This window comes from Salinimicrobium sediminis, from assembly GCF_900215295.1.
In the GTDB taxonomy this organism is placed as follows: Bacteria; Bacteroidota; Bacteroidia; order Flavobacteriales; family Flavobacteriaceae; genus Salinimicrobium; species Salinimicrobium sediminis.
In genome coordinates this window covers 70,705-97,703 of the sequence record NZ_OCMF01000002.1, presented here as the reverse complement: position 1 = coordinate 97,703, position 26,999 = coordinate 70,705, and the positions used below count along the sequence as shown (strand labels likewise).

The 26,999-nt window shown below is 40.5% G+C and carries 26 protein-coding genes; 15 read left to right on the top strand and 11 right to left on the bottom strand.

Annotated elements, in window-relative coordinates:
• Positions 1–2,271, top strand: coding sequence for a transglycosylase domain-containing protein (locus CRO16_RS08220; RefSeq protein ID WP_317042519.1), 2,271 nt, complete (start codon positions 1–3; stop codon positions 2,269–2,271).
• Positions 2,272–2,534: 263 nt separating this feature from the next.
• On the opposite strand, the gene CRO16_RS08215 is transcribed toward CRO16_RS08220, so the two are convergent.
• The gene (locus CRO16_RS08215; protein ID WP_179670513.1) at positions 2,535–4,052 is read right to left on the bottom strand and encodes a DEAD/DEAH box helicase; all 1,518 of its coding nucleotides are present in this window, start codon (positions 4,050–4,052) and stop codon (positions 2,535–2,537) included.
• A gap of 185 nt (positions 4,053–4,237) precedes the next feature.
• Between CRO16_RS08215 and CRO16_RS08210 the strand changes: the two genes are divergently transcribed.
• Both CRO16_RS08210 and CRO16_RS08205 read left to right on the top strand, forming a co-directional pair.
• The gene (locus tag CRO16_RS08210) at positions 4,238–4,945 is read left to right on the top strand and encodes a Crp/Fnr family transcriptional regulator (RefSeq protein WP_097055908.1); all 708 of its coding nucleotides are present in this window, start codon (positions 4,238–4,240) and stop codon (positions 4,943–4,945) included.
• Positions 4,946–5,034: 89 nt separating this feature from the next.
• Entirely contained in the window at positions 5,035–5,580 is a 546-nt protein-coding gene (locus tag CRO16_RS08205; RefSeq protein ID WP_097055907.1) for a hypothetical protein, read from the top strand.
• 122 nt (positions 5,581–5,702) lie between these two features.
• Here CRO16_RS08205 and cysM read toward each other — a convergent pair whose 3' ends face one another.
• The 3 genes from cysM to CRO16_RS08190 form a co-directional block, all read right to left on the bottom strand.
• Positions 5,703–6,590: a cysteine synthase CysM gene (cysM, locus tag CRO16_RS08200; protein ID WP_097055906.1), complete on the bottom strand. Its 888-nt coding sequence runs from the start codon at positions 6,588–6,590 to the stop codon at positions 5,703–5,705.
• A complete protein-coding gene (gene epsC, locus CRO16_RS08195) occupies positions 6,583–7,377 on the bottom strand; it encodes a serine O-acetyltransferase EpsC (RefSeq protein WP_097055905.1) in 795 nt (264 codons plus the stop codon). Before epsC ends, cysM begins: the two co-directional genes overlap by 8 nt.
• A 330-nt stretch (positions 7,378–7,707) precedes the next feature.
• Positions 7,708–9,927, bottom strand: a complete 2,220-nt coding sequence (locus tag CRO16_RS08190; RefSeq protein WP_143544480.1) for an FUSC family membrane protein — start codon at positions 9,925–9,927, stop codon at positions 7,708–7,710.
• A 195-nt stretch (positions 9,928–10,122) separates the two neighbouring features.
• Here CRO16_RS08190 and CRO16_RS08185 point away from each other — a divergent pair, with 195 nt between their 5' ends.
• Both CRO16_RS08185 and CRO16_RS08180 read left to right on the top strand, forming a co-directional pair.
• On the top strand, positions 10,123–10,800 hold the full coding sequence (locus CRO16_RS08185; protein ID WP_097055903.1) for a type 1 glutamine amidotransferase domain-containing protein: 678 nt from the start codon (positions 10,123–10,125) through the stop codon (positions 10,798–10,800).
• Between the two features lie 8 nt (positions 10,801–10,808).
• Positions 10,809–11,717 carry an alpha/beta fold hydrolase gene (locus CRO16_RS08180; RefSeq protein WP_097055902.1) on the top strand — a complete coding sequence of 303 codons (909 nt, stop codon included), beginning with the start codon at positions 10,809–10,811 and terminating at the stop codon, positions 11,715–11,717.
• Positions 11,718–11,745: 28 nt separating this feature from the next.
• Here the strand turns inward: CRO16_RS08180 and CRO16_RS08175 are convergent, their stop codons facing one another.
• The gene (locus CRO16_RS08175; protein ID WP_097055901.1) at positions 11,746–12,465 is read right to left on the bottom strand and encodes an SDR family oxidoreductase; all 720 of its coding nucleotides are present in this window, start codon (positions 12,463–12,465) and stop codon (positions 11,746–11,748) included.
• Positions 12,466–12,707: 242 nt separating this feature from the next.
• On the opposite strand from CRO16_RS08175, the gene CRO16_RS08170 reads away from it, so the two are divergent.
• From CRO16_RS08170 to CRO16_RS08160, 3 genes are all read left to right on the top strand, one after another.
• Positions 12,708–13,085, top strand: a complete 378-nt coding sequence (locus CRO16_RS08170) for a hypothetical protein (protein ID WP_097055900.1) — start codon at positions 12,708–12,710, stop codon at positions 13,083–13,085.
• 73 nt (positions 13,086–13,158) lie between these two features.
• Complete coding sequence (locus CRO16_RS08165; RefSeq protein ID WP_097055899.1) at positions 13,159–13,785, top strand: YqaA family protein; 627 nt, start codon at positions 13,159–13,161, stop codon at positions 13,783–13,785.
• A gap of 78 nt (positions 13,786–13,863) precedes the next feature.
• Positions 13,864–14,745 carry a cation diffusion facilitator family transporter gene (locus tag CRO16_RS08160; protein WP_097055898.1) on the top strand — a complete coding sequence of 294 codons (882 nt, stop codon included), beginning with the start codon at positions 13,864–13,866 and terminating at the stop codon, positions 14,743–14,745.
• On the opposite strand, the gene CRO16_RS08155 is transcribed toward CRO16_RS08160, so the two are convergent.
• Complete coding sequence (locus CRO16_RS08155) at positions 14,746–15,858, bottom strand: DEAD/DEAH box helicase (RefSeq protein WP_097055897.1); 1,113 nt, start codon at positions 15,856–15,858, stop codon at positions 14,746–14,748.
• Between the two features lie 203 nt (positions 15,859–16,061).
• On the opposite strand from CRO16_RS08155, the gene CRO16_RS08150 reads away from it, so the two are divergent.
• Entirely contained in the window at positions 16,062–16,205 is a 144-nt protein-coding gene (locus tag CRO16_RS08150; protein ID WP_093112854.1) for a YqaE/Pmp3 family membrane protein, read from the top strand.
• A 130-nt stretch (positions 16,206–16,335) separates the two neighbouring features.
• On the opposite strand, the gene galE is transcribed toward CRO16_RS08150, so the two are convergent.
• Entirely contained in the window at positions 16,336–17,376 is a 1,041-nt protein-coding gene (gene galE, locus CRO16_RS08145) for a UDP-glucose 4-epimerase GalE (protein WP_097055896.1), read from the bottom strand.
• Positions 17,377–17,592: 216 nt separating this feature from the next.
• Here galE and CRO16_RS08140 point away from each other — a divergent pair, with 216 nt between their 5' ends.
• From CRO16_RS08140 to CRO16_RS08130, 3 genes are all read left to right on the top strand, one after another.
• Positions 17,593–17,877: a DUF3817 domain-containing protein gene (locus CRO16_RS08140; protein WP_097055895.1), complete on the top strand. Its 285-nt coding sequence runs from the start codon at positions 17,593–17,595 to the stop codon at positions 17,875–17,877.
• A gap of 3 nt (positions 17,878–17,880) precedes the next feature.
• On the top strand, positions 17,881–19,167 hold the full coding sequence (locus tag CRO16_RS08135) for a mechanosensitive ion channel family protein (RefSeq protein ID WP_097055894.1): 1,287 nt from the start codon (positions 17,881–17,883) through the stop codon (positions 19,165–19,167).
• An 87-nt stretch (positions 19,168–19,254) separates the two neighbouring features.
• Positions 19,255–20,352, top strand: a complete 1,098-nt coding sequence (locus CRO16_RS08130) for an endonuclease/exonuclease/phosphatase family protein (protein WP_097055893.1) — start codon at positions 19,255–19,257, stop codon at positions 20,350–20,352.
• Here the strand turns inward: CRO16_RS08130 and CRO16_RS08125 are convergent, their stop codons facing one another.
• From CRO16_RS08125 to CRO16_RS08115, 3 genes are read right to left on the bottom strand one after another with little or no spacing between them, the layout of a single operon-like run.
• Positions 20,353–20,742 carry an acyl-CoA thioesterase gene (locus CRO16_RS08125; RefSeq protein ID WP_097055892.1) on the bottom strand — a complete coding sequence of 130 codons (390 nt, stop codon included), beginning with the start codon at positions 20,740–20,742 and terminating at the stop codon, positions 20,353–20,355. It abuts the gene before it with no gap.
• Positions 20,743–20,763: 21 nt separating this feature from the next.
• Complete coding sequence (locus tag CRO16_RS08120; protein WP_097055891.1) at positions 20,764–21,192, bottom strand: NUDIX domain-containing protein; 429 nt, start codon at positions 21,190–21,192, stop codon at positions 20,764–20,766.
• A gap of 6 nt (positions 21,193–21,198) precedes the next feature.
• Positions 21,199–22,551, bottom strand: coding sequence for an NAD-dependent succinate-semialdehyde dehydrogenase (locus tag CRO16_RS08115; protein ID WP_097055890.1), 1,353 nt, complete (start codon positions 22,549–22,551; stop codon positions 21,199–21,201).
• 158 nt (positions 22,552–22,709) lie between these two features.
• Between CRO16_RS08115 and CRO16_RS08110 the strand changes: the two genes are divergently transcribed.
• Complete coding sequence (locus CRO16_RS08110) at positions 22,710–23,117, top strand: glyoxalase (RefSeq protein WP_097055889.1); 408 nt, start codon at positions 22,710–22,712, stop codon at positions 23,115–23,117.
• A gap of 78 nt (positions 23,118–23,195) precedes the next feature.
• On the top strand, positions 23,196–23,648 hold the full coding sequence (locus CRO16_RS08105) for a transcription elongation factor (protein ID WP_097055888.1): 453 nt from the start codon (positions 23,196–23,198) through the stop codon (positions 23,646–23,648).
• Between the two features lie 5 nt (positions 23,649–23,653).
• Here the strand turns inward: CRO16_RS08105 and CRO16_RS08100 are convergent, their stop codons facing one another.
• Complete coding sequence (locus tag CRO16_RS08100; RefSeq protein ID WP_097055887.1) at positions 23,654–25,699, bottom strand: HD family phosphohydrolase; 2,046 nt, start codon at positions 25,697–25,699, stop codon at positions 23,654–23,656.
• Positions 25,700–25,810: 111 nt separating this feature from the next.
• Here CRO16_RS08100 and CRO16_RS08095 point away from each other — a divergent pair, with 111 nt between their 5' ends.
• On the top strand, positions 25,811–26,989 hold the full coding sequence (locus CRO16_RS08095) for an acetyl-CoA C-acyltransferase (protein WP_097055886.1): 1,179 nt from the start codon (positions 25,811–25,813) through the stop codon (positions 26,987–26,989).
• Positions 26,990–26,999: the final 10 nt, after the last annotated feature.

Below are 26,999 nucleotides of genomic sequence, written 5' to 3'. Positions count from 1 at the left end.
TTGACACCCCTAAAGAAATGGGTGTTAGGATCCTTACTTGGGATTTTTCTCATATTCGGTTTTTTCTACCTGAGTATTTACTGGGGTTGGTGGGGAGAAATACCCGATACCGCAGAACTACGGGATCTTAAACAAAATGAAGCCACAGAAGTTTTTTCTGCGGAAGGAAAACTCATTGGAAAATATTACATTTTTGACAGGCAGCCTGTCCTTTACGAAGAACTTCCTCAACACCTTATTGATGCTTTAATAGCTACAGAAGATGTTAGGTTCTATGAACATTCTGGGATCGACAACAGGAGTTTACTACGGGTCTTTATTAAGACCATACTTATGGGCGACGAATCCTCCGGCGGGGGAAGCACCATTACTCTGCAGCTCGCAAAGAATCTCTTTGGAAGGAATGATTACGGGAAATTGAGCATTGTGGTGAATAAGCTCAGGGAATCGATCATTGCCCGCAGACTGGAAGACATTTATACTAAGGAAGAGATCATAGGCTTGTATTTTAATACAGTCCCTTTTAGTGATAATACTTACGGAATTGAAAGCGCCGCCAGGAAATTTTTTAGCACCACTACAAAAGATCTTAATCTTATCCAGGCTGCCACCCTTGTAGGAACACTCAAGGCTTCCCATTATTACAACCCCCGGCTTTTTCCTCAAAGAAGCCTGGAACGGCGTAATGTAGTTCTGCATCAAATGAACAAGTATGGCTTTTTACCTTCTGAAGCTTATGTTGAAGCCAGGGCAAAGCCCATTGACCTGAACTATCAGTATTTCAACAATAATGGAGGAGTTGCGCCATATTTTCGTTCCCAGCTAAAAAAGGAGTTGGCCAGGATCCTTGATACTCTGAAAACTAAGGATGGTGAACCATATAACATCTATCGCGACGGCCTGCAGGTACATACTACCATAGATTATGAAATGCAGATAATGGCCGAAGAAGCTATGGAAGAACATATGGCTGCCCTTCAAAAACAATTTGAGAAAGCCTACGGCAACAATCCCCCATGGATGAGAGATGATCTCCTGCAGGAGGCATTGGAGGAAAGTGAGCAGTATAGATCTTTGGCTGCCGCCGGGTGGAAAAAGGAAAAGATTTTAGATTCTCTGCATCGTAAAACCGATATGGAATTCTTTGACTGGGGTAAAAAGAAACTTATAAAAGCCAGTATTGCAGACAGCCTTCAACATTATATGAAATTCCTGAATATGGGAATGGTAAATCTCGATCCTGCTAACGGGGCTGTGAAATCATGGGTAGGCGGGATCAATCACAGGTATTTTAAATATGACCATGTGATGCAAAGCCGCAGGCAGATTGGTTCTACTTTTAAACCGGTAGTGTACACAGCTGCAGTAGAAGCCGGCATTGATCCCTGCACCTATTATTCGGTAAGGGAGGTTACCTATGGCGGTGGCTGGACTCCAAAGAATTCGGGTAATGAGGAAGAGGATCCATATATGAATTATCCTATGTCCACTGCCCTGGCTCAATCCATTAATACTATTGCTGTAAAAGTACTGTATGATGTTGGTTTGCAAAATGTGATCGACCAGGCCAAAAAAATGATGTTTCCTGAAGACATTCCAAAGTACCCGTCAATCGCCCTTGGAACTGCCCAAATGAGTGCGGCAGATCTTGCCGGGTCTTACGCCAGCTTCGCAAACCGGGGTAAAGCAGCAAAACCGTATTACCTTACCCGTATCGAAGACAAGTATGGGAATACCATTGCCGAATTTAAGCCGCAGGTAGCTAAAACACCGGCTTTTTCAAGCACAACCGGGCAGGTGATGATCGAAATGATGAAGGAAACAGTAAATAGCGGTACTGCTGCAAGGCTGAGGTTTAAGTATCAATTGCCCAACGATATTGCCGGAAAAACCGGAACTACTCAGGACAATAAAGACGGATGGTTTGTGGGGATCACTCCCCATCTTATTTCTGTAACCTGGGCGGGAACCGACGATCCCCGTATTGGGTTTCCTTCGACTTATATTGGGCAGGGGGCAAATTCTGCATTACCGGCATTCGCCTTGTTTATGCAAAAGATGAATGCAAATCCTCATTTTAAGGAAATCACCCAGGCCAATTTCCCTGCTCCCTCCTCTACTGTGCAAATGATGCTTAACTGTGAGCCCGAAAAGCGGGATAATTTTCTGGACCGGCTCTTCTCAAAATCTGACAAGCCTAAGAAGGAAAAAAAAGAAAAAAAAGATGGTCTTTTCAGCAAGATCAAAGGAATCTTTAAAAAGAAAAACTAAGGAAGGACGGGCTACGAAGCTAGAAGTTTGAAGGGGCTATTTCAGGATTTAGAAGTTAATTTGGAGGCTTGATCAATCCTCTATCCAAATCTTCAGCAATAAATAACTAAAGAAAGGGTACTAAAATTCTTTTTGAATGTGAAGCAGAAATTATAAAGCTTCAGCAATAAATAACTTTCAGCAGTAAAACTTCAGAAAAAATCTAAAAGAAAACTTCAGGAATAAAAGAGGTGGTAAAAAAGGTTTTTAGAAGACCTTTAATTTTAAAAGTCGGCCTGATTGATCTTCATCCTAAGCTTACGCATATAATCCTCCTTAAGCCAGTCTCTGTAATTCTTGGTGCTGTTACTAATACAGTAGGAATATTTGCGAATGCGGTAGGCGATATCTTCCTCCAGCTCCTTAGCCAGAAGGCGTGCATCAAAAACATCTTCACTGTTTTCTACACACATCTGGCAATGTTGTTCCATGGAGCGCTCCAGTACGGTTTTGGATTTTAAGCCCCTCTTGATCACATTGTCATACTCTTCATCCACATCAAAGGAAACATCTTTGGACTTGGAAAATTTCTTTCGAAGTTCCTCCGGCATTTCATATCTGAAATTCTGCTCTATCTCCTCATCACTTACCAGGTTCTCCAGGAAGTAATCGGGGGACCTGAAAATTTGTTTCCAATCTACAGGTGCACTCCATAATCCAAAGCGGGCAGCATTATTTCCAAGATCAATAACTGTAAATTCATCTTTTCCCGGCAGGACACGAGACCCACGGCCAATCATTTGGTAGTACAGGGTTAATGATTTAGTGGCCCTGTTAAGGATAATAGATTCAACTGTGGGTTCATCAAAACCTGTGGTAAGAATACTAACGGAAGTAAGAATGGCATCAGGTTTTTTCTTAAACCATTTTAAAATGTCTTTCCGGTCTTGTTTGCTGGTGGTATTGTCAAGATGCCTTATGTCATAACCAGCATTTCTAAAAGTTTCATACACTTCCTTGGAAGTATTGATCCCGTTGTTAAAAATCAGGGTTTTCTTCCCCTGGGACTTTTCCATATAGGCATCCAGTAATTTCTCCTGCATATTTAAATTGGAATACAGTTCTTCTGAAGATTTAACGGTATAGTCCCCGTTGATTCCAACCTTTAAGGTAGATAACCCCACATCATAGCTGTACGTATTCGCCTTTGCCAGAAAACCTTTTGAAATAAGAGAACTTATGGAATCTCCAACGATCAACTCCCTGTAGTTATCCTTCATGGGCAGCTTTATGTTGGAACTTAGAGGCGTGGCAGTAACTCCAAGAATGAAGCTTCTATTAAAGAACTTGAACAATTTCCTAAAGGAATTGTAATGGGCTTCATCGATGATCACCATACCAAGATTCTCCAGCTCTACTTTTTCATCATTGAGACGGTTGTTAAGGGTTTCTACCATGGCTACAAAGCACATGTATTCGTTCTGGTCCGGGAGTTCTTTAATGCTTGAATTAATGATCTTGTTCCTTACCCCAAAACCTGTAAGCATGCGGGAGGTTTGCTTACATAATTCAATTCGATGCGTAAGGATAAGGACTTTTTTTCCGGTTCTCTGGATATACTCTCTTACGATTTGGGAGAAAATAACGGTTTTTCCGCCCCCGGTAGGTAATTGATAAAGCAGGTTATAACGTTCGGGGTGAGCTTCAAGAACTTTAAATATTTTATGTATATCCTCCTGTTGATAGGCATATAGTTCTTTATCAACCGTCTTTTCTTCAATTCCGAATGTGTCCTGCGTCATTAATTTTTCTTTCAATTGCAATTTTGCAAAAATAACTGAAATTAAGCTTCAGCCAAAATTATCATCCCAAAAACCTGAAAAAATAAATTTTAAAGGCATATAAAAAACTGATTTTAAAAAAGTTATCTTTGAAGAATACGATATAATCCTTCCCCAGCCTCTTCCCCTACAAATTATAAAGGCTTATGAAGAGTGAAAAAAAACGGTTTAAATACTTCCAGGCCCTTCAACAGAATGAGCTTTTAAAAGGCCTTAAAGACGAAGACCTGCTTCTAATCCTGGATGATCTGGAGGAGGAGATCATGCCAAAAAATACCTGCAGTATTAGCAACTTAAGGACCCTTCAAACATTTTACTTCGTTATTTCCGGCCGACTTAAAGCTTACCATGTAGAAAAGAACAATGACCGGGAACTCACTTATTTCCTCCTGAAAAAGGGAGATGTTCTGGATATACTATGTTTACTGGATGGAGGTGAACATCGAATTTATTATGAATCTCTGGACAGGGTCGTTTTATTGACTATTCCAATGTTTAAAATGAAAAATTGGATAATAAAAAACCCGGGCATCAATAAAAATCTACTTCCCTATTTAAGTAAGCAAGTAAGGATCCTTGAAGAATGTGCTTCGAATGTGACACTAATACCAATTGCAACACGTCTCGCCCGATTAATCTTAAATCATATTAATTCAGAATCTCAAGAACTGGAATTGATCAACGATCTTTCCAATGATGAAATTGCAAATTTAATTGGGTCGACCCGTGCAGTTGTAAACCGACATTTACAGCAATTTAAAAACGACGGCATTATCAATATTGGCCGGCAAAAAGTGGAGATAAAAGACCTGAAACTGCTGCTGGACAAGGCTCAAGGGCGTTTTTCAAATTAAATATTTAACGTGATATGCTACTTAAGTAGTTTTCCGGGGAAATTCCTCTCCATACCTTTATACCATATTAATCTCTAATACACAGTGCTATGAAAAATTTAATTCTTGTATTGCTCCTGTTTGGGTTTATTGGAACAGGACATTCACAAATCCTCCTAAAGGAGACAAAACTAGAATACCGACCAGAATCCATGAAACTTGACCCGGTTTCAAATACTCTGACAATAAAAATTGCGGAAAAAAACTATGGAGAATTTGAAAAAAATCCACTTGCTTTTGTGAAAAACGGATTTGACATTCAAAGAGTATTAAAGGATAATGAAAAAGAAGACTATGATTCCTATCAGGTTAGCTTCAAGAGTACTAAAGGTCATTTACTTGCAAATTTTGACAAGGATGGAGAATTGGTTTCTTCCTTCCAAAAATTCAAAAATGTAAGACTACCTGAAGATGCACGCATGAAAATACTTCAACAATACCGAGATGCTGTTGTTGTGGGGAATAAACACATAGCCGTTTCTAAAGGATGGGACATCCATAAAGAATTCTATAAAGTGAAACTAAGAGATGGTGATAAAACCCGAAGAGTAAAAATAAATAAAGAACAAGGTGCAATTACCCTTGTAGGATTGTAAGCCGGAAGAAGAGGCTGCAAAAAGAATCTAATAATTTCAGGAAGCTTCCTCAGATTTAGAACAATTGTAAATCTGAACCCTATGAAGCAAAAGAAAAAATTAACGAGTCTTTTTAGCAGCCTTTATTTTTCAAATAAGTTAGAAGATAAATATCGATCCCCTCTATCGCATACTATACTTACCACCACCCCGTCCTCCAATTCTTCACATAACCTAACAGCGGCCGCAGCTGCTCCCCCACTACTCATTCCCGCAAAGATGGCCTCCTCTTCGGCCAGACGCATCGTCATAGCTCTTGCTTCCTCCTCGGTCACTTCCATGATACGATCTACCTTTTTAGGATCAAAAATTCGGGGCAAATAGGCTTCGGGCCATTTTCTAATTCCGGGTATTCGTGCCTCATCTGCCGGTTGCACTCCAACTATTTTTATACCTTTATTTTTTTCTTTTAAAAAAGTTGAAGTACCCATAATTGTTCCTGTAGTTCCCATAGAAGATACAAAATGCGTTATTTTCTGGTGGGTATCATTCCATATCTCGGGTCCCGTAGAATGATAATGCGCCTGCCAGTTATCATCATTTCCAAATTGATTGAGCATAAAATAGTTGCCGTTCTTCATGCGTTCTTCGGCATAATCCCTTGCTCCTTCTATTCCCACATCGGCATCGGTTAAGATCACCTTAGCGCCATAAGCCCGCATGGTTTGAACCCTTTCCACTGTGGAATTTTCGGGCATTACAAGTTCTATATCCAAGTTTAACAACCTGGCAACCATAGCCAGCGCTATTCCGGTATTTCCGCTGGTGGCTTCAATAAGCTTTGTGTCCTTAGTGATATCCCCACGTTCCATTGCTTTTTTGATCATATTATAAGCCGGACGATCTTTTACACTTCCTCCCGGATTTTGTCCTTCCAGCTTGAAGTACAACTCCACCCGCGGATTGGAAACAAGATTCTGTGCTTTAACTAAAGGTGTATTCCCAATTAGATCTAATACGGTATTACTCATTTCTTTGCCGGTTTTTAATTTTGATAGTAGGATTATGTGTTACAAATGAATTTGGAGGCACTGAACCCGTGAGCCAGGCGTTTCCTCCTATAATACTATTTTCTCCAATAATAGTATCACCTCCCAGGATTGTGGCATTTGCGTAAATAGTTACATTATTTTCTATGGTAGGATGTCTTTTGATATTTCGCAGCTCTCTCTCCACATATAGGGCCCCCAGAGTTACTCCCTGATACAGTTTTACATTGTTTTTTATCACTGTGGTTTCTCCTATTACCACTCCCGTAGCATGATCAATAAAAAAAGAATCTCCTATTTGAGCCCCGGGATTGATATCCGTTCCGGTTAATTTATGGGCGCATTCTGTCATTAACCTCGGCACTAAAGGTAAACCCATTTTGTAGAACTCATGGCTCAACCTGTAAACTGCGATAGCAAAAAACCCTGGATAAGATAGATAAACCTCCTCCACCGAGTTTGCCGCAGGATCGTTATTGGCAATGGCCACGGCATCAAGATTAATCTTCTCCAGCAGGTATGGCAATTTTTGACAGTACTCATCCCAAAGCTCAGAACAAGGTTTGCCCGGCTCCCAACAAACCAGGTCTCCCAATTCCTGAAATTCCCTTGCCAGCTGTTCCAGATTTTCTTCTACGGCTGTATCCCTGTCGAACAATGTATAGAACAGATGATTGGTAAAGGCCTCAGCTTTTTCTTTGATGCTGAATCTTAAATTAGGCAATTGCTTTTGTTCGGTTATTCTTCTTATTATCTCCTGGTATTCCATAAAGTTGGGTTGATTCTCAAATTTACTAAATGCAAACCAATGCCGGCTTCTGTTTTGGTCTTCCTTCTATGCTAAAAATTTTAACTATAAAAGAAAGGTTAAAAAAACAGTGCTTCAAAACATTGTTTTACAGGGTATTGTAACTTTAATATTATTAATCAAAAACTTATAACCATGGCACAAGACCAAAAGAAATCCGGACAAAAACAAGACGCTGCAAAAAAGAGCGATCACAAATCGGATAACAAATCTGGAAAGCAGAGCACTAAAAAGTAGTTCTGTTCTAATATTCTTAGTAGCATGTTTTTAGGCCACCTCAAAAGGGTGGCTTTATGCTTCTTTAAGCTGCAGGTTTTTCGTATTCTCACTTATTTCCAAAAGCCACTTTAACCGGTCCATTAGGATCTGTACCTCCTCCAGCCTTTCGCGTACGCCTTTTTTTTCGCGCTCCTCATTCACTTTATTCATTTGAAGTAGCTTTTTGTAAAGCTCTTCATAAAACCTCTCTGCGTTCCTTATCTCTTCGGAAAACTGAAGGTGTACTCCTTCCTTTTTTCCTCCTGAAGCTGCCAAATTCTGCTGAATTGCAGTCATGTAATTTTTGAAATGTTCTGAAGCTTCGGTCGTAGGATGGGACCTCATAAAAGTTCCTAAAGATGCGGCACCCGAAAGAAATTCCTGATTAAGGGAAACAAGCTTAAAAGTTGCTTCCAAATGGTCTTTTTCGGTGCCGGGTTCCTGCGCCATGCGTTGAAATGCTGCGTTGAGATCTCCCATTGCTAAAAAAGCCTGTTTACGTGCCAAACGATATGAAGCGGGCAACCTGTTTTTATTCTGGTAATAGGCTTCAATCTCTTTTATAAAACTGCAATTGGCTTTAATACTTTCATTGATGAAGTTTTGGATCATAGAATACTCCCAGGTTGGCCACAGAAACTTGGCAGCCAAAAATGCCAATAAAGCCCCAACTGCTGTGTCGAGCACCCTGTACTGGATCACCTGCAGTACATCGGGTCTTAATAAGCTATATACAAAAACAACGTTGAGGGTGATAAATGCTGCAGCAGTTTTATAATTCCGCTGGATCATGGAGTGCGCCAGGATAAGAGAAATTACTGCGAAAACACCGTACATCACCTGGTTTCTAATAAGCAGCACGAGGGACACGGCTATAGCCCCGCCAATAATAGTTCCATACAGCCGCTGTTTGAAGCGGTCCCGGGTTAAGGCATAACCGGGCCTCATGATCACCAAAATAGTAAGCAGGATCCAGTAGGCATTCTGCACTTCAAAAAAATTTCCTATCGCATAACCAATAACCAAAGTCACTGTGAGTCTTAAGGAATGTCTGAAGATGGGAGACTTTAGATCCAGATGATCTTGAAGTGTCTTCGGGTTATAATCAGGGGTGGTAAGGAATTTAGCGGCATCCTTTCTTTTGATCCGAAATTCCTTATTCTCTCCCCACTCCTTAAGTAGACGTTCTATGGAAAGGATCTTTTGGTATTGCTTTTCTTTAAAGTTCAACAGGTTTTTATAAACCAGCAGCACCTCATTATCTTCAGAAGATTTTGCGTTTGTGGCAAAGGCTTCAAAATTCTGCCATATTTCTGCTTTTTTAAGGTGTAGGGATTCATTATCCCCGGAATTCTTTTTGCCTAACATCACACCTGCTATCATTCGCAGGTTTTCTGCCATAATAAAACTCCAGTCTTTTACAAGGCCTATTTTTTCCGGATGCTCTTTAAAAAGTTCCTCCATTCTTTGATAATTCACCGGGTTAGCCATACTAAGCTCGAGGATATCTACCAGCTCCATAAAAATTAGAAGCCGCTTTCGCACCATCCCCGATCTTCCAAAATTTCTGCGCCGGGTAATGAGCATTTCTCTTATTAGCTCATGTTTTTCATTAATGGAGGTTTGAAGATCGAAAAGCTCTTTCTGAAATTGATGATTGTTCTCCCCTTTTTCATCCATGAGTCGGGCGCGAATATCAAGGTAATCTGCTGTTAATTCAAAAGCTTCGGCCAGGAGCTGATCTGTTTCTCTTCGGCGTAAAAAATAATGAAGTGCCAATGAAAAAAGCAGGTACCAGATTCCGCCGGCACCAATCCATAAAGAATGGAGAACAATTCCACCTTGAGAAGCTACCTGTGCCATACTTAACACCACCGCAAACAACCCTGAAAATGCTATCAAAGAAGCCCTGAAACCAAAAACGGAGATCATGGAAAAATGGAAAGTGAGCAGCACCAGGACCGGAATGAAGATCACGGGATGGGTAAGTGAAAATCCAATAACTATGGTTGCAAAAACTGCGATAACAACAGACAGGGATATCCCAATTACCCGTCTTCTAAGGCTGCCGGGGACATCACTGGGGGAAGTGAGCAAAACCCCGATTGCCATAGCCATTCCAATTTCCAGGACATCAAAGTAACCCGTAACCAGCAGCGGTACAATTGCTGCCACGGCAAAACGGATCCCTTTTGAGAATTCGGCAGTACGAAGTAGGTTAAAGAAGTCTTTTAAATATTGAATAAGGTTCAAGCCCCGGGAAATTTTATACAAAGCTAAACCCTTTTAAAAATAGTGCCCCTTTCAACTCTTTAAAAATAGGTTCTTCATCACACTTTTAACCTTTAATTAGTAAAGCAGCCTTGGCTATGGGCAGGGAGCATTGTAATTTTAAGCAAAGCTGAAAAAAAGATAAAATTCAGCTATTTCTGAACAAAAAAACAAACTATGAAAATTTTAATGGTACTAACTTCCCATGACAAACTGGGAGATACAGGAAAAAAAACAGGTTTCTGGGTAGAAGAATTTGCGGCTCCCTATTATGTATTAGCCGATGCAGGTGCAGAAGTTGTTCTCGCCTCACCTAAAGGCGGACAGCCTCCAATCGATCCTGCAAGTACTACAGAAGATGCTCAAACCGAAGCCACCAAACGTTTTGATAAAGATGAGGAGCTGCAAAAGAAGCTTTCTATGACCAAAAAACTGGAAGATGTAGACGCATCAGAATTTGACGGAGTTTTTTATCCCGGGGGGCACGGCCCGCTTTGGGACCTTGCCAATGATTTGAAATCTATTGCTCTCATTGAGGAATTTAACCGGCAGATGAAGCCTATGGCTTTTGTATGTCATGCACCGGGAGTTTTAGGAAATGTAGAGGAGCATAAAGAACCTTTTGTTAGAGGTAAAAATGTTACCGGCTTTGCAAATTCTGAAGAAGAAGCTGTAGGTCTTACCAATGTAGTTCCATTTCTTGTGGAGGACAAAATGAATCAGATGGGAGCCAATTACAGCAAAGGCGATGACTGGAGCTCTTATGTAATGGTAGATGGAAAACTTGTCACCGGCCAGAATCCTGCATCTTCAGAAAAAGCTGCGAGAGAACTGCTAAGACTGCTTCAAAAATAGGAGCATCTATGGCAAAAAAGGAAAGATCTGTAGCAGAGGTGATTAAGGAGCATGAAGCTTCGGGAACTTATTTTGATGTAGATGGTATTAGAACATTCGCCTTAAAATATGGCCGTGGAGAAACCGTTTTGTGTATTCACGGCGTCCCCACCTCTTCATTTCTTTACAGAAAAGTACTGCGATCCCTTGAAAAAAAAGGATATAAAGGAGTGAGTATTGATCTCCCCGGGCTGGGCCTTACAGACCGCCCAAAGGATTTCGATTACTCCTTCTCCAACCTGGCAGATTTTATCTATAAAGCCGCCAAGGCTCTTAAGTTAAAGAAATTTCACCTGGTGGTGCACGATGTGGGAGGACCAATAGGATTCGCCCTGGCTGCCCGTCATGCTAACAGGATCATGTCCCTCACCATTCTCAACACCTGGATAGATGTGGTCAATTTCCATAAACCTGTTTTTATGAAACCTTTTGAAAAAAGGGTTTTGGGAGAAGCAGAATTAAAAATGATGACGCACCTCACCTGGCCGGTAATGTTCAAAAGTGTGGGCGTAATAAATACCTCCAGGATATCAAGCTCAGAAATAAACGCCTATATAGACCTTCTGAAAAAAGACGATCAGGGAAAGGCGTTTTTGAAGATCATGCGCAACTTTGATAAGTCTCCCGAATTCAGGGAGCTGTGTTTAAAAGCAGTTCAAAATGTGAATTATCCTGTACAGGCGGTTTGGGGTAGTAAAGATCCTGCTCTTACGCTTGAAACCTATGGAGAGGAGATCAAAAAAGCAGCAGGTTTAAGAGAAATTCATTTGCTGCGATCTAAACATCTCCTGCAGGAAGAAGCCTGGCTCTCCATAGCCGATAAAATTGTGGAACTGGCACAAGCTGTTCACCTAAAGACATCAAAAAAGGAGGCTTAAAAACCTCCTTTTTGAAACCTCTGTAGAATTACTTTTGCGGCGGTTTTGTTGGCCTTATTTCGATCTTACTCGGCAACGCCCGTTGATTCATCTTTAAAAGATCAACCACTAATTCTCCAATATCTTCTTTTTGGATCTTCCACGCATCTTCCTCTGAAGGATTGTGATCGTTGAAATGAGTCGCAACAGAACCCGGCATTATGGTAGTAACTTTAATATCATAGTTCCTTAGATCGAGCATAGCGGCCTGGGTGAAACCGGTAACTCCAAATTTACTGGCATTGTATGCTGTACCTCCCGCAAAGAAATTTGTCCCAGCCAGGCTGGAGATCGTAAAGATGTAACCTTTGCTCTTTTTTAGTTCCGGGATAGCTGCTTTTAAACTGTAGAAGACTCCGGTAAGGTTGGTATCAATGGTTTGCTGCCATTGCTCGGGAGTTAGTTCTTCAATAGAACCAAAATGTCCCACTCCGGCATTTGCAACGAGCACATCCAGTTGTCCCCATTTATCGGTTACCTGCTGAATAGCTCTTTTCTGACTTTCGAAATCCCTTACATCGGCTTCAATGCCTATCACCTCACCTTTTCCAGAAGCGGTGATCTCTTTAGCTGCTTTTTCGGCTTCAGCTTTATTACGGCTGGTGATTCCCACACGAACTCCCATTGCTGAAAGCGCTGCGGCAACCCCATATCCTATTCCCTTGCTTCCGCCGGTGACAAAAGCTACTTTATTATTTAAATTCTCCATGATTTTTATTTTTCACCATAAAATTACCACAACTCTGCTCCATTTTCAAAGAGAGTCTCGTAAGCCTTTGTTAATTCTTCAGAAGGCAGAGGATTTTAAAAATTTTAACTTCAGAAGCAAAAATCTTTGAAGGAAGTAATACAAATTACAGGGAGAATCAATTATCTTTGCAACCTCCTGAAAAGCTCCTGAAAATGTGCTTTTTTGAGGGATGATTAATTGTTTTATCAAAATTCTTTACGTTGGAAAATCAAAAGGCACAAAAACTTCTGAATAAAATACAGCGCGACCTTATGCGCAATGGCATTATAATCAACACAATTGTTGACGATCTTAAGGAATTGCGTCCTTATGCCATTGAAGAAAAGAATCCTCTCCTGGCAAAGGTGATCAGGCTTACTTATGAGCATATCGAAACCTACCAGACTTTTGATATTCCTATTCCTGAAGATGAGCCTCTTGAAGATTTTGAAGCCGACAATCCTGAAGCGAATGACGTTGATCCCAAAGAAAGCCTGGATTACCTGCTTTCTTTAATTGCGGAATCCAATAATAAGCTTAACGAAATCGATCTTAAGGAATACCGTGATAACTTAATCGCCTACGCAGAAGAGAATTAACCTTTCGTTTGGTGGATGTGGCTTAATAATTGAATAGCTTTGAGAAAAGAAGCTTTTTAATTACCGATTGAAAATGAAGAAGAAAAATGAAGTTGTATTGAATAAGAAACCACGTTGGAAATTACTACACCAATATTATAGTTACACAGGATTTTACAGATTTGTAGGTACAAGTTTAAAAAAAGCGATCTTACCGGTCATTCTTTTTTTAGCTGCCTTATTTGCCATTAATGAGTATGTGATCAACATCAACAGTGTTCTGGTCACCGTTACCGAAACTTTTTCTCCCCTGGGAATCATCTCTGTTTTCCTGGCTTCAGAATCTATAGGATTGGGTCTGGTTCCTCCCGAACTTTTTATAGCGTGGGCGGGAAAATCTGCCATGCCTGTACTTTTCCTTAGTTTCCTGGCGTTAGCTTCTTATGTTGGTGGTATCATTTCCTATTGGATTGGTAAAGCAATTACAAGGATACCTGCGGTACACCGCACCATGGAAACCAAAATGTCCAAACACATTAAGAACACCGAAAAGTGGGGTGGTTTTTTAATTGTAGTTGGTGCCCTTTTACCTATTCCTTTTGCTATAACCAGTGTGGCGGCAGGTATAATCAATTATAAATTCAGGTATTATCTTTTGTTTGGCCTGCTCAGGTTCATAAGATTCTATGGCTACGCATTGGTGATCTTTAAGATCGTATAAAATATTTGTGAGGATCACTTCCTCTAAATCCTTTACAAATCCCGTATTTTTGGAATTCCAATAAATACGGGATTTTTTATGGGTAATGGCCACCACCACCACGATCATTCTTCGGGCAGGAATCTTAAACTGGCATTTTTTCTTAATGCCGCTTTTACTGTCTTTGAACTTATAGGCGGATTTTATGTAAATAGCGTCGCCATAATTTCGGATGCTATACATGACCTGGGGGATACTATTTCCCTTGGCACTTCCTGGTATCTTCAGAATAAATCCCAACAGAAACGAGATGCAAAATTCAGTTTTGGTTACAAACGATTTTCTCTTTTAGGTGCCCTCATAAACAGCCTTGTGCTTATTGCCGGTTCCATTTATGTAATTACTGAAGCTATTTCCCGACTTGTAGAACCTGAATATTCTGATGCGGGCGGAATGTTGATCTTTGCGATCGTAGGTGTTGCGGTAAACGGCTTTGCAGCCTGGAAGCTTTCTAAAGGAACTTCCGTGAATGAGAAAGTAGTTTCATGGCATCTTATCGAAGATGTGCTGGGGTGGATAGCTGTTCTTATCGTAGCGATTATTCTTCACTTTTATGAAACGCCGTACCTCGACCCTGCACTTTCTCTGCTTATTACTTTATATATTTTATGGAATGTCTTTAAGAGATTAAAGGAAACCTTATTTATTTTTCTTCAGGGGGTGCCAAAAGAGATCGATCTACAGGAGATCGAACAAAAGCTGGAGGCCCTACCAAATATTGCCTCTCTTCATCATATGCATGTGTGGTCACTGGAAGGAACAGATCACGTTTTCACAACTCATATAAAACTAAAAAACATCAGCCATTTTCAGCAGTTGCTCGATGTGAAGCGGGATGTCAAAAATGTGCTGCAGGAATACAAATTTGATCATTACACTATAGAGACGGAGCTGGATAAGGAATCCTGTGATCTTTTGTAACTACCTTATCTGGGTAAACCTTATTCCCAATTCCCTTTCCATTTGCCGTATTTTCTTAAGCTCATATTGATTTACAAGAGCAAGAGAAACACCTGTTTTACCGGCTCTTGCAGTACGACCGCTGCGGTGGGTATAGTAATCGGTTTGATCTGGCATTTGATAATGTACAACAAAAGCCAGATTTTCTACATCAATGCCCCGGGCAGCAACATCTGTTGATACCAACAGCCTCAAATTCTTGTTTTTAAAAGCCCTCATCACCTTGTCACGGTCTTTCTGCAGCATGTCTCCCTCCAATAAACCTACCTCATAATTTTTGGCTGCCAGTTGTTTGGAAAGTGTTCGCGCGGCAGTTTTGGTTTTAGTAAAGATGATCCCTCTTTTTTTACCCATAGATTTAAGGAAGTAAGAAAGAGTATCAAGTTTACTGTTATCGTCACCAGAGACAAACTGATGTTGGATACCGGTATTCACCGCATCCTGCTTATCTATATGTACTCTGCGGGCTCCTTTGTTGACATACTTGTTGATGATCTCATTGAGGTCCTGGGGAATAGTTGCGGAAAATAACCACACATTTCGCTCCTTTGAAGCCGTGGCTTCAAGAATAGTCGTGAGGTCATTTTTAAAACCCATACTTAGCATTTCATCTGCCTCGTCAAGAATTAGAGTTTTGATCTTTCGAATATCGACTGCCTTTCTTTTCATAAGGTCAATTAACCGGCCCGGAGTGGCGACTACAATCTGGGTAGGACGGTTTAATCGGGCGATTTGAATGTCGATCTTTTCTCCCCCATAAACCGCTTCAGTAAAGATCTTATCGCTGTACTTTGTGAATTTGAATAATTGTCGTGCAATTTGCTGACCGAGTTCCCGGGTGGGAGCAAGAATAAGCGCCTGTACTTCTTCTTTAGAAGGGTCAATTTGAGCAAGTAACGGCAGCCCAAAGGCCGCAGTCTTTCCTGTTCCCGTTTGTGCCTGTCCCACAAAGTCAACCGCCCCTTCTGTAAGTACCGGAATGGCAGCTTCCTGGATTCCGGTAGGGGTATGGATACCCATTTCCTCTAATCCTTTAATAATATCTTCTGAAACTCCCAGTTCCTTAAATGTCATAGCACAATTTTTTGCGAAGATAGGGAAAATGCACAATCCAATTAACTGCTGAATGCTGAACCCACGTCAGCCCTGACTTCATCAATGATCCCTCTTAATAGATTAAAAATCTGCATGTTAAAATCAAGCTAAACCAATAATATCCGAATTTTTTTTAAGAATTTATCACTAATTTGGTAGTATAACCATATAAAAAAAGAAATATGCTAACTATAATTTTGAACATCCTATTACCACCTCTTGCTGTATACCTGAACCATGGAGTAGGAACCACACTCTTAATTAGCATTATCCTGACTTTAATTGGTTGGTTACCCGGAGTGATCCATGCGTTCATTGTGAATTAGAAAAACTTAAAAACTGTCTAAAATGTAAATCCCCTCTGCGACCATATGAAAATAGGTCTTACAATCTTCTTAAGAAGATTTCCAAAAGTTTGAATTAGCCTTTAAGCTTATATTTTAGACAGTTTCTTTTTTATATCTCCTCTTTTTGTTTCTTTTGAAGTTCTTGCTGCCATTTCCAGGCACTCTGCATTGCTTCTTCTATACCATACTCTGCTTTCCATTTAAGCACTTCATTGGCTTTGGTGGTATCGGCATATGCTGCAGTAATATCACCTTCTCTTCTTGGAGCAAAATCATATGGTAATTTTTGTCCCGATACTTTTTCAAAAGCCTGAATGGCCTCCAGCACCGAATTTCCTTTTCCGGTACCCAGATTGAAAACTTCATAATTTTCAGACTGCTCGCCATGTATAATTCTTTCAAGGGCAACCACATGTGCTCTGGCCAGGTCCATTACGTGGATGTAATCTCTTATGCAGGTTCCGTCCGGTGTTGGATAATCTTGTCCAAAAACAGATAATTTTTCCCTTATACCGGCAGCGGTTTGAGTGATAAAAGGCACAAGATTTTGAGGAGTACCAATAGGCAATTCTCCAATATGGGCAGATGGATGAGCGCCTATGGGATTAAAATACCTGAGAGAGATCGCTTTTAAATGTGAAGTTACTTTACAGGTATCGGCAATGATCTCCTCCCCTATTTGTTTTGTATTCCCATAAGGTGATTCTGCTTTTTTAACAGGTGCGTTTTCAGTAATAGGCAATTCGTCAGCCTGTCCATAGACGGTACATGAGGAGCTAAAAATAATTTTTGGAGTCTCCTTTTCCTTAAGCTGCTGCAATAAATAGATTAGAGTATTCAGGTTGTTCTCATAGTATAGCAAAGGATTTTCCACACTTTCCCCTACTGCTTTGGAAGCTGCAAAGTGAATAACTCCGTCTATATCCTGATACTTGTCAAAAAAGTTACTTACGTCATGTCTTTCACGAAGATCAATTTTTTCAAATTGGGGCGAGATCTTGGTAATACGGGTAATTCCGCCCAATACCTCCAACGAGGAATTAGAAAGGTTATCTATAATAACTACTTCAAATCCTTTTTCCTGTAGTGCAACCACGGTATGGGATCCAATATATCCCAGACCGCCTGTCACTAAAATTCTTTTGCTCATTTCTATTTTTCTGAATATGCCGCAAATTAAGAAAACACCTGCTTTTGTACAGGCACTTTAAGAAGAAAATACTATTATTTTTTCCTCAACTATACCCTTAAGGTTAATTCTGAAAGTGTCTTATTTAACCGGTTAAAAATGCTATAAAAGACATGCTTTTAAGTGTAAGATTTACACTGGTTTGAAGTATATTTGCAACCATAAAAATTGATAATTATGTCACTGGAATCTCAGGTAAAGATCTTTAAATGGATAAGTATTTTAGAAGGAATATCTTTTTTGGTTCTGCTATTGATCGCCATGCCGCTTAAATACATTTGGGATGCTCCTCAAATGGTTCAATCAGTAGGTATGGCTCACGGAATTCTTTTTGTCGCCTATATATTTGGTGCCTTGCTGTTGTACAAGCCAATGGAATGGAACTTAAAAACGCTGGCTATTATTTGCGCAAGTTCTGTTCTTCCCCTGGGGCCTTTTTATGTAGAAAAAAAATATTTGTAATTAATGCGCGAGAAATTAAAATATTTCAGCGATTTCTTAGCCAAAAGATTTATTGAACAGGGAATGGATGAGGATATAGCTCAATTCCTGAACATGTTGATCAACATAGCCATTGTTTTTGTCTTATGGTATTTAATCCATTATATCACAAAGACCATTCTCCTCACAGCTTTTAAAAGATTTACAGATAAGACCAAAACCACTTTTGATGACTTCCTGGTTAAAAGTAATTTCCCGAGGTATATAAGTAATATTTTTCCGCTGCTTTTGCTTATAGTGGCAGTACCGATCACTTTTGAGGAATATCCTCAACTGCTCAAGGTTTTTGAAACCCTGGTGGATATTTATATTATCATTTTGATCGTTTTGATCTGCCGCAGTTTGTTGCGTACCACCACCAATTATTTAAAGCGGCATGAAAAATACCGGGATAAACCTATAGAAAGTTATACCCAGGTATTAATGATCGTCTTCTGGTCAATAGGCTTTATTTTTATTTTTTCTGAGCTCACAGGTAGATCTGTACTCGGATTTTTACTTTCCCTGGGAGCCGCTTCAGCAATCATCCTTTTTATTTTTAAAGATACAATTCTGGGTTTTATTGCTTCGATCCAGGTTTCGGTGAATGATATTGTGCGTATTGGGGACTGGATCACCTTCAGTAAATATGGAGCAGATGGATTTGTAACAGAGATCAATCTGGCTACCGTCCGGGTCCAGAACTGGGATAACACCTATACCACCATTCCAACATACAATCTAATTGCTGATTCCTTCCATAACTGGCGCGGAATGCAGGACTCTCCGGGGAGGCGCATTAAAAGAGCTATCAATATCAAACAGAGTTCTATTAGGTTTGTAAATGAAAATGATATCGAAAAATTTAAAGAATTTGGATTGATTGCGCCTTACATAAAAGAACGGCAGGAAGAGATCAACAACTATAATCTCCAGATGGGGGTAAATAAAAAACACCTCCTGAACGGAAGACATCAAACCAATCTCGGAGTCTTTCGTCAATATGCCTTATCCTATTTAAAAGCCCATCCGCAGTTAAATCAGGAAATGACAATGATGGTAAGACATCTTGCTCCCACTACTCAGGGAATACCAATCGAGATTTACTGTTTTAGTAAAGATAAACGCTGGGAATTTTATGAAGCAATAACAGCAGATATTTTTGACCACCTCATTGCTGCTGTACCCTATTTCGACCTGCAGCTTTTCGAATCGCCTTCCGGGGATGATATTATTAAGGCGGTTAGGGAAATGTCCAGGGAAAGTATCTGATTTTCGAAATAATTTACCAAGCAAATTCTTAAAATTCCACCATCTTTTACGGGAAGTACTTACCTTCACCTACAATTTTATTAGAAAATGCAATTAAAACCATTTCTCCAGGGTTTTGGGATCCTGGCAGTTATACTTTCCCTGTTTCCTTTTGTTGCTGCAGATTACTGGTGGATAAGGATGTTCGACTATCCACATGTACAACTGACCATTCTTACCCTGGTAGCACTACTGGTGTACTTCTTTAGATTTGATCTGCGAAGCTGGAGAGACTATACCTTCATTTTTGTCCTGGGGGGATGTTTTTTGCTGCAACTGTTAAAAATTTATCCCTATACTCCTTTTGCCGAAGAAGAATTAAAAGAGAACACGGCCACTGTGCCGGCCCGGAGTATTGATTTACTTTCCATCAATGTGTTACAAAAAAACGAGGAGTATGGGAAGGTAATCAATGAAGTTTTCATCTGGAAACCCGATGTCCTCATCTTTACTGAAACCAATGAAAAATGGCAAAATGAATTGCGCAAAGGCCTCCAAGGCTTTGGTTATGAATATAGAATGGAGATGCCGCTGGACAATACCTACGGAATGCTTGTATATTCAAGACTGGAACTTCAGGATCAAAAAATTGAATTCTTATTGGAAGACAGCATCCCCTCTATGCATGCGCGCATAGTTTTACCTTCCAGGGAACTGGTTCAACTTCATGTCATTCATCCTACCCCACCCATGCCTCCACATGACGGCTCTTCAACCGATCGGGATGCGCAAATGATGATGGTGGCCAAAAGGTCAAAAAATGCAGAGCTTCCGGTAATAGTGGCAGGAGATTTTAATGATGTTGCCTGGTCAGAAACAACTCAGCTGTTTAAAAGTGTAAGCAGGCTTTTGGATCCACGAATTGGCAGAGGATTTTATAACACTTTCAACGCCGATAGTTGGATAATGCGTTGGCCGCTTGACCATCTATTTGTTTCTGAAGATTTTCGTCTGGTAAAGATCAAAGTTGGTAACCATGTAGGCTCAGATCATTTTCCATTTTACGCCAAACTGAGCTTAGAACCTTCTAAAGGTGCCGTCCAAAAGGCATCTCCGCCAACAAAAGATGAATTAAAGGAAGCGGAAAAGCAAATTGAAAAAGAAGTAGAAAAGGACCAGAAAGAAAAGGCTGAAGGTAAAGAATAACTATTCCTTAAGCCGGTCTTTTACGAATTCAACCTGGGTTTTTCCGTGCGGTTTGGCTTTTCCATTATCATCAAGAGCAACCATGACGATCCTGTCAATGCTGATGATCACTTCCCGGGTCATTTTGTTCCGCACCTCGCTGCGAAGGGTGATAGAAGCGGTACCAAATTTAACCACATCCATTCCAATTTCAATAATGTCACCTTCCGTGGCCGAACTCCTGAAGTCAATTTCGCTCATAAATTTAGTTACCGTCCTTGGATTTTCCAGCTGAATTATCGCGTATAAAGCTGCTTCCTCATCGATCCATTCGAGAAGTCGACCCCCAAACAAAGTTCCATTTGGATTTAGGTCCTGGGGTTTGATCCATTTACGGGTGTGGAATCTCATTTTTTATTATTCTGGGATTAATTATTCTTTTACTGAAAAATACTTGTTCCTGGCTTCCTGCAGAATCTCTGCATGATCAAAAGCCAAATCGGGCAGTTCCTTCAGGTAAAACCATTGAGCATCTGCAGCATCATCAGCTCCCTTTACTTTTTCTTCTGAAGTTACCTCTCCAAAAAAGGGAATACTTATGGTTCTTCCCCTGGGATCCCGCCCCGGTTTTCCAAAGGCTCTTAATTGTCTCAGATTTTTAATCTTTAACCCCGTTTCTTCCTGAAGCTCCCTTTTTGCGCCGGCTTCCAGGGTTTCTTCCTCTTCCAGGAAGCCTCCGGGTAAAGCCCACTTTCCTCTATAGGGATCTGAATTCCTTTGAACCAGAAGCACCTTAAATCCCTCCCCTTCGTTTAAAAATATTACACAGTCTGTTGTGACCGCAATGTTCTGCTTTGGCATGGTTCTCTATTTAATATAAACCGTCTGAATATTTACAAATTCCCTAATCCCAAACTGAGATAATTCCCGTCCATAACCAGACTTTTTAGTTCCTCCAAAAGGCAAACGGGGATCACTTTTTACGAGCTCATTCACAAAGACGGCTCCATCTTCTATTTGCGGGATCAATCTCTTAACCCGCTCATGATCCTGAGTAAATAAAGATACCCCAAGACCAAACTGAGTCTTGTTGATAAGTTTCAAAGCCTCTTCTTCGGTTTCAAAAGTTGTAATTCCAATGGCAGGCCCAAAGGTTTCTTCGTTAAACATCGGCATTTCTGTGGTGACCTTATCTAAAACAGTAGGTGCGAAAAATGCCTTTTTTCGTACCCCTCCCGTTAAGATCTTTGCTCCCATTTTAACCGATTCGTTTACCTGCTTCTCGACATCCTTCGCAAGATCCTCTCTGGCCTGAACTCCAATATAGGTTTCCTCCTCCATAGGGTCTCCTGCTTTTAATGCTTTCACCTTTTCCACAAATCGGGAAGTGAATTCCCCGGCAATGTTCTTATGCAGCAAAAGTCTTTTCCCTGCGATACAGCTTTGCCCGGTATTTTGGAATCGTGCCTGCACAGCAGTTTCCAGTGCCTCCTTTAGATCGGCATCCTCGAAGACTACCAGCGCATTACTACCACCAAGTTCCAATACAGATTTCTTTATATGCTTCCCCGCTGTAGAGGCTACGGCACCACCTGCACCACCGCTGCCAGTAAGAGTTACCGCCTTCACGCGTTCGTCTACTAAAACTTCTTCAACTTTTTTACTGCCAATAAGGAGATTTTGAAAGCAGCCTTCGGGAAAACCTGCCCGTAAGAATACTTGTTCTATTTTTTCGCCGCACATCATTGTGTTACTGGCATGTTTAAGCACTCCCACATTTCCGGCCATGAGCGCCGGCGCTGCAAACCTGAAAACCTGCCAAAAAGGGTAATTCCATGGCATGATGGCGAGTACTACTCCCAGGGGAGAATAATTCACATAGCTCTCTTTCGCATCAGTATCGATCTTTTCAGCAGCAAGCTGCTTTTCAGCTCTTTCGGCATAATATTCACACACCCAGGCACATTTTTCGACTTCAGCTATAGATTGTGTAATAGGTTTCCCCATTTCCCGTGTAATGGTTTCGGCATACTCCTGTTTGTTTTTCTTCAGCTCTTCAGCAGCCTTCAGCATAAGTTTAGAGCGATGAGAAAAACTGGTGCCTTTCCATTCCTTAAATTGGGAATCGGCCTTTTCGAGAGCATTAGATATATCTTCAGAAGAAAATTCCCGATGTTCTTTAAGGGTTTCACCGGTATATGGATTTTGAGAAATGATCATAAATGTGGCTTTTTTTAAAGGTAAAAAGAAGCCTTAAGGAATGGAAACTATTTATAGGAATTTAACGGAAGCCCGATTGTTCACAACCCGTTTATAAAAGTTATAGGAAGAAGCTCTTGCAGGGCCCTTCTTTTCCTATCTTTAGTAAAAACCCTGTTATGGAACCGCGAGATAAAAACCTACTTGACTCAAGACCGGTAATAGAATCGGCTGTGATTACTCCCACTACGCTACCCCATGAAAGTTTTCAGAATAAAACTTTACGCCCGGTGATCCTTTTGCAGAACGACCTGCTTTTGGAGGCTTTTCGCAATTATGTTCAGAAGCACAAGAATGTGTTCTACGAAATGAACGTGGAGAAAAGACTCAATTACATTGAAAATGCAGTGCAGAAGGACATTAAATTCCGGAATAGTCTGAAAGGAATGATCATAGGCCAGTTCACCATTGACGAATATCGATTCTACATTACCAATTCTTCTGCTCTTAACAAGAGAATGATGAACCTGGTAAGGGAAGGAATACAGAGCAACATCCAGCTCCTGGACGCTCAGTTTGCTGTTTAACCCATGCAATTATTAAACTTTTGCTAATTGTTCTTTTTTGAAATAGCTGTTGGCTAATTTTAAAGAAAACCCATAGTAATGAGTATTAATAAACAGGAATTATACAATAAATGCATTGATTTAGTCAATGAGCGAATTGACCAGTATAACGAAAAATTAGATTCAATATCTGGCCAGAATGAGCAGAATAAATTTCACCCAGATTTCGATGAATATGGTAATAAGGGAGAAATGCTTACCGAGTACGAGAAAAATTCGGCTTATCTGGACAGGGTACGCAATATGAAAGAAACCCTGGCCAACCTTGACATTGATCATCGCAGTGAAGTAGTAAGACCGGGAAGTGTGGTAGAAACAAAAAATCAGTATTATTTTGTTTCTGTCCCTCTTGGAGAAGTTCAACTAAGCAGCGGCAGCAGTGTTTACGCTATTTCAACCGAAGCTCCTATCTACAAAGAACTGGAGGAGAAAAAGGTGGGTGATAAATTTCACTTCAGGGATGGGGAAGTTGAGATTGTCAACATTTGGTAGCCAATCTATTCGGGATATTCAATTCGCAGGTGGTAGATATTCTTCAGTTTTCGCTTTAGGACCTTTTTCACCTGCTGAATTTCCATAAATGTGATATCAGAATTTAGGAACTGTCCTTCTTTCATCTGCTTATTTATGATCTTTTCGACAAAATCATCGATAACTTTAGAAGTAGGTTCTTTAATACTTCTACTTGCTGCTTCCACGCTGTCACACATCATTAGAATTGCAGTTTCCTTACTAAAAGGTAATGGTCCCGGATACCTGAAATCTTCTTCATTTACTTCCCCGTCTTCATCTTTAGCCTTTTGCAGGAAGTAGTAAACTGTTGTGGTTCCATGATGGGTGCGAATAAAATCTATCACCCTGTCTGGCAGATTTCTCCTTTTAGCTGTTTCGATCCCGTTGATCACGTGCTCTATAATGATCTGTGCACTTTCCCTGGGTGCTAATTCATCATGAGAATTAACAGAAGTGGTTTGATTTTCGGTAAAATAGGTGGGATTCTGCATTTTTCCAATATCATGGTAAAGCGCCCCTACCCTAACCAACATAGAATTTGCATTGATCTCATTCGCTGCAGCTTCAGCCAAGTTGGCTACATTAAGGGAATGATGGAAAGTCCCCGGAGCTTTGTCTGAAAGCTCCTTAAGCAATTTGGTATTGGTATCGGAAAGTTCCAGCAGAGACATGTCTGAGATCAAACCAAAGAGCTTTTCATAAGCATAGATCAATGGCTGCACAAAAAGAGTTGCCAGGCCACCAAGAAGAAACATTAAAAATGTTTCAGTCTCCACTTCATATATAGAACCTTCCTGTATTACAGTGAAGGCAAAATAGGAAACTATGTACACCAGGGTTATTTGTCCCACTGTGATAAACAGGTTTGCTCTTTTGTATAATTCTGAAACAGTGAGTATAGTGACAATTCCTGCAATAATTTGCAGAAACATATATTCATAGCTGTCGGGCACGATGAAACCAAGCAGCAATACGGTTATAACGTGGGTAAACAAACCAAGCCGGGAATCAAAGAAACCTTTAATAGTAAGGGGAAGAATACATAGGGGTACTACATAAACATATTCTACATTGAAGTTGATCACAAGCACGGTAAGCAGCACCATTAGTGCAACATTAAAGTATATAAAGGTTACTTTAATATTATTCTGAAAAATATCATATCGGTATTTCCTAATAAAAAGCATCAACATCAACAGAGCAAGAAACACCAGCAAGGTATATCCTACGATCACCCAATTATAATTGGCTTCACTCCAAACCTGGGACTCATACTCAGCCTTTAAAGAGTTTAGGGTTTGCAGTTTATCCCCTTCCACGATCTCTCCTTTGGCCACAATAATAGTTCCCCGCTCTACACTTCCACGGGTGTAGGAGATCTGGTTAAGTTTACTTTTTAGTTCGCTCTGGGTAAGGGATTCATTAAAGCTGACATTGGGCTTAATGGAATCAAAGAAAAGCCCTATTAATTCTTCCCTGAAATTTTGAAGCTGCGCCTGATCTATCTTCCGGTTAAGAAAGTCTCTTACTTGGTTAAGTTTCAGAATGTTTTCGTAAGTGATCTCGGTAACCTCATTGCCCTCCCTTAAATAAATAAGCTGTTGTGGTTCGCGGGGCACAATTTCCTGAAGCAAACCTCTGTCAAATATCTCTGCTGAAATCTTTTCAATAAAACTACGGAGTCTGCGATTTTCAGATCTCCTTAAAGTATCGGGAAAAATTCGGCTAAACCTCTCTTCCAGATTGGCACGTACATCCCCGGCCACTTCGGGATCCAGGTCGTAATACGGGGTATGATTTTCCCTAATTTCACCTTCTTCGGCAGCGATTTCTTCAGGAGCCTTTAAAATGGCAAAATCGAAGGGAGCATATAAATTTTCATACTGCCAGGGTTTTCCTTTTGGAATTTCATATTTGAATTTACCTCCTTTGGGAAAAATGTAGACAATCAGAAAAGTGGTAAGAAGAAATAGAAAAACCTTGTAAAACAGGTCCTGATTTTTATAAAGATTATTTATAAAGTTTTTCATACAGGTATTTCTCACATCAAATGTAGTAAAAAAAGCCGGCTGTAGAGAAGCAGCTGGTTTGTTCCTTATAAAATCATTAAATTCGCGAGAGTAAATCTAAAATCCAAAAACATGAATAAGGAAGTAGTCATAGTGAGCGCCGCAAGAACTCCTATAGGAAGTTTTTTAGGAAGCCTATCCACTGTTCCCGCAACAAAGCTGGGATCTATTGCAATAAAAGGAGCTTTGGCAAAGATCAATCTTAAGCCAGAAATGGTGGAAGAGGTACTTATGGGTAACGTAGTACAGGCCGGGAATGGCCAGGCTCCGGCAAGACAAGCTGCTCTTGGCGCGGGTATTCCTACCAGCGTACCATGTACTACTGTCAACAAGGTTTGTGCCAGCGGGATGAAAGCCGTGATGCAGGCTGCACAGGCTATTAGCCTTGGAGATGCCAGTATAGTTGTAGCCGGGGGTATGGAAAATATGAGTTTAATTCCTCATTACCTACACCTTAGAAATGGTCACAAATTTGGACCGGCTCAAATGGAAGACGGCATGCAAAAAGATGGTTTGGTTGATGCCTATGATCACAATGCTATGGGAGTAGCTGCAGATCATTGTGCTAAAGAACATAATTATACCAGGGAAGAGCAGGATAAATTCGCCATTCAGTCATATGAACGTTCCCGCAAAGCCTGGGAAGATGGAAAATTTAATGAAGAAGTTGTTCCGGTAGAAGTCCCTCAACGTAAAGGAGATCCTGTTATCGTTAAGGAGGACGAAGAATACAAGAATGTAAAGATGGATAAAATTGCTTCTTTACGCCCTGCTTTTGGAAAAGAAGGAACAGTTACGGCTGCAAATGCTTCCACAATAAATGATGGTGCCGCCGCTCTGGTTCTTATGAGCCGTGAGAAAGCAGAAGAGCTGGGATTGGAAATATTAGCAAGCATAAAAGGATTTGCAGATGCAGCAACAGATCCAATCTGGTTTACTACAGCACCGGCCAAGGCGCTTCCTAAAGCCCTTGACAAGGCAGGAATTTCTATTGATAAAGTGGATTACTTTGAATTTAATGAGGCCTTCTCTGTAGTAGGTCTGGTAAATATGAAGATCCTTGGATTAGAAGACAAAAACGTGAATGTTAATGGAGGTGCAGTTTCTCTTGGTCACCCACTGGGTTGTTCCGGAGCGAGAATCCTTGTGACACTATTGAATGTCCTGAAACAGAATGATGGTAAAATAGGTGCTGCAGCTGTTTGTAATGGCGGGGGCGGTGCTTCGGCAATGATCCTTGAGCGTCAATAATTCTTATTTC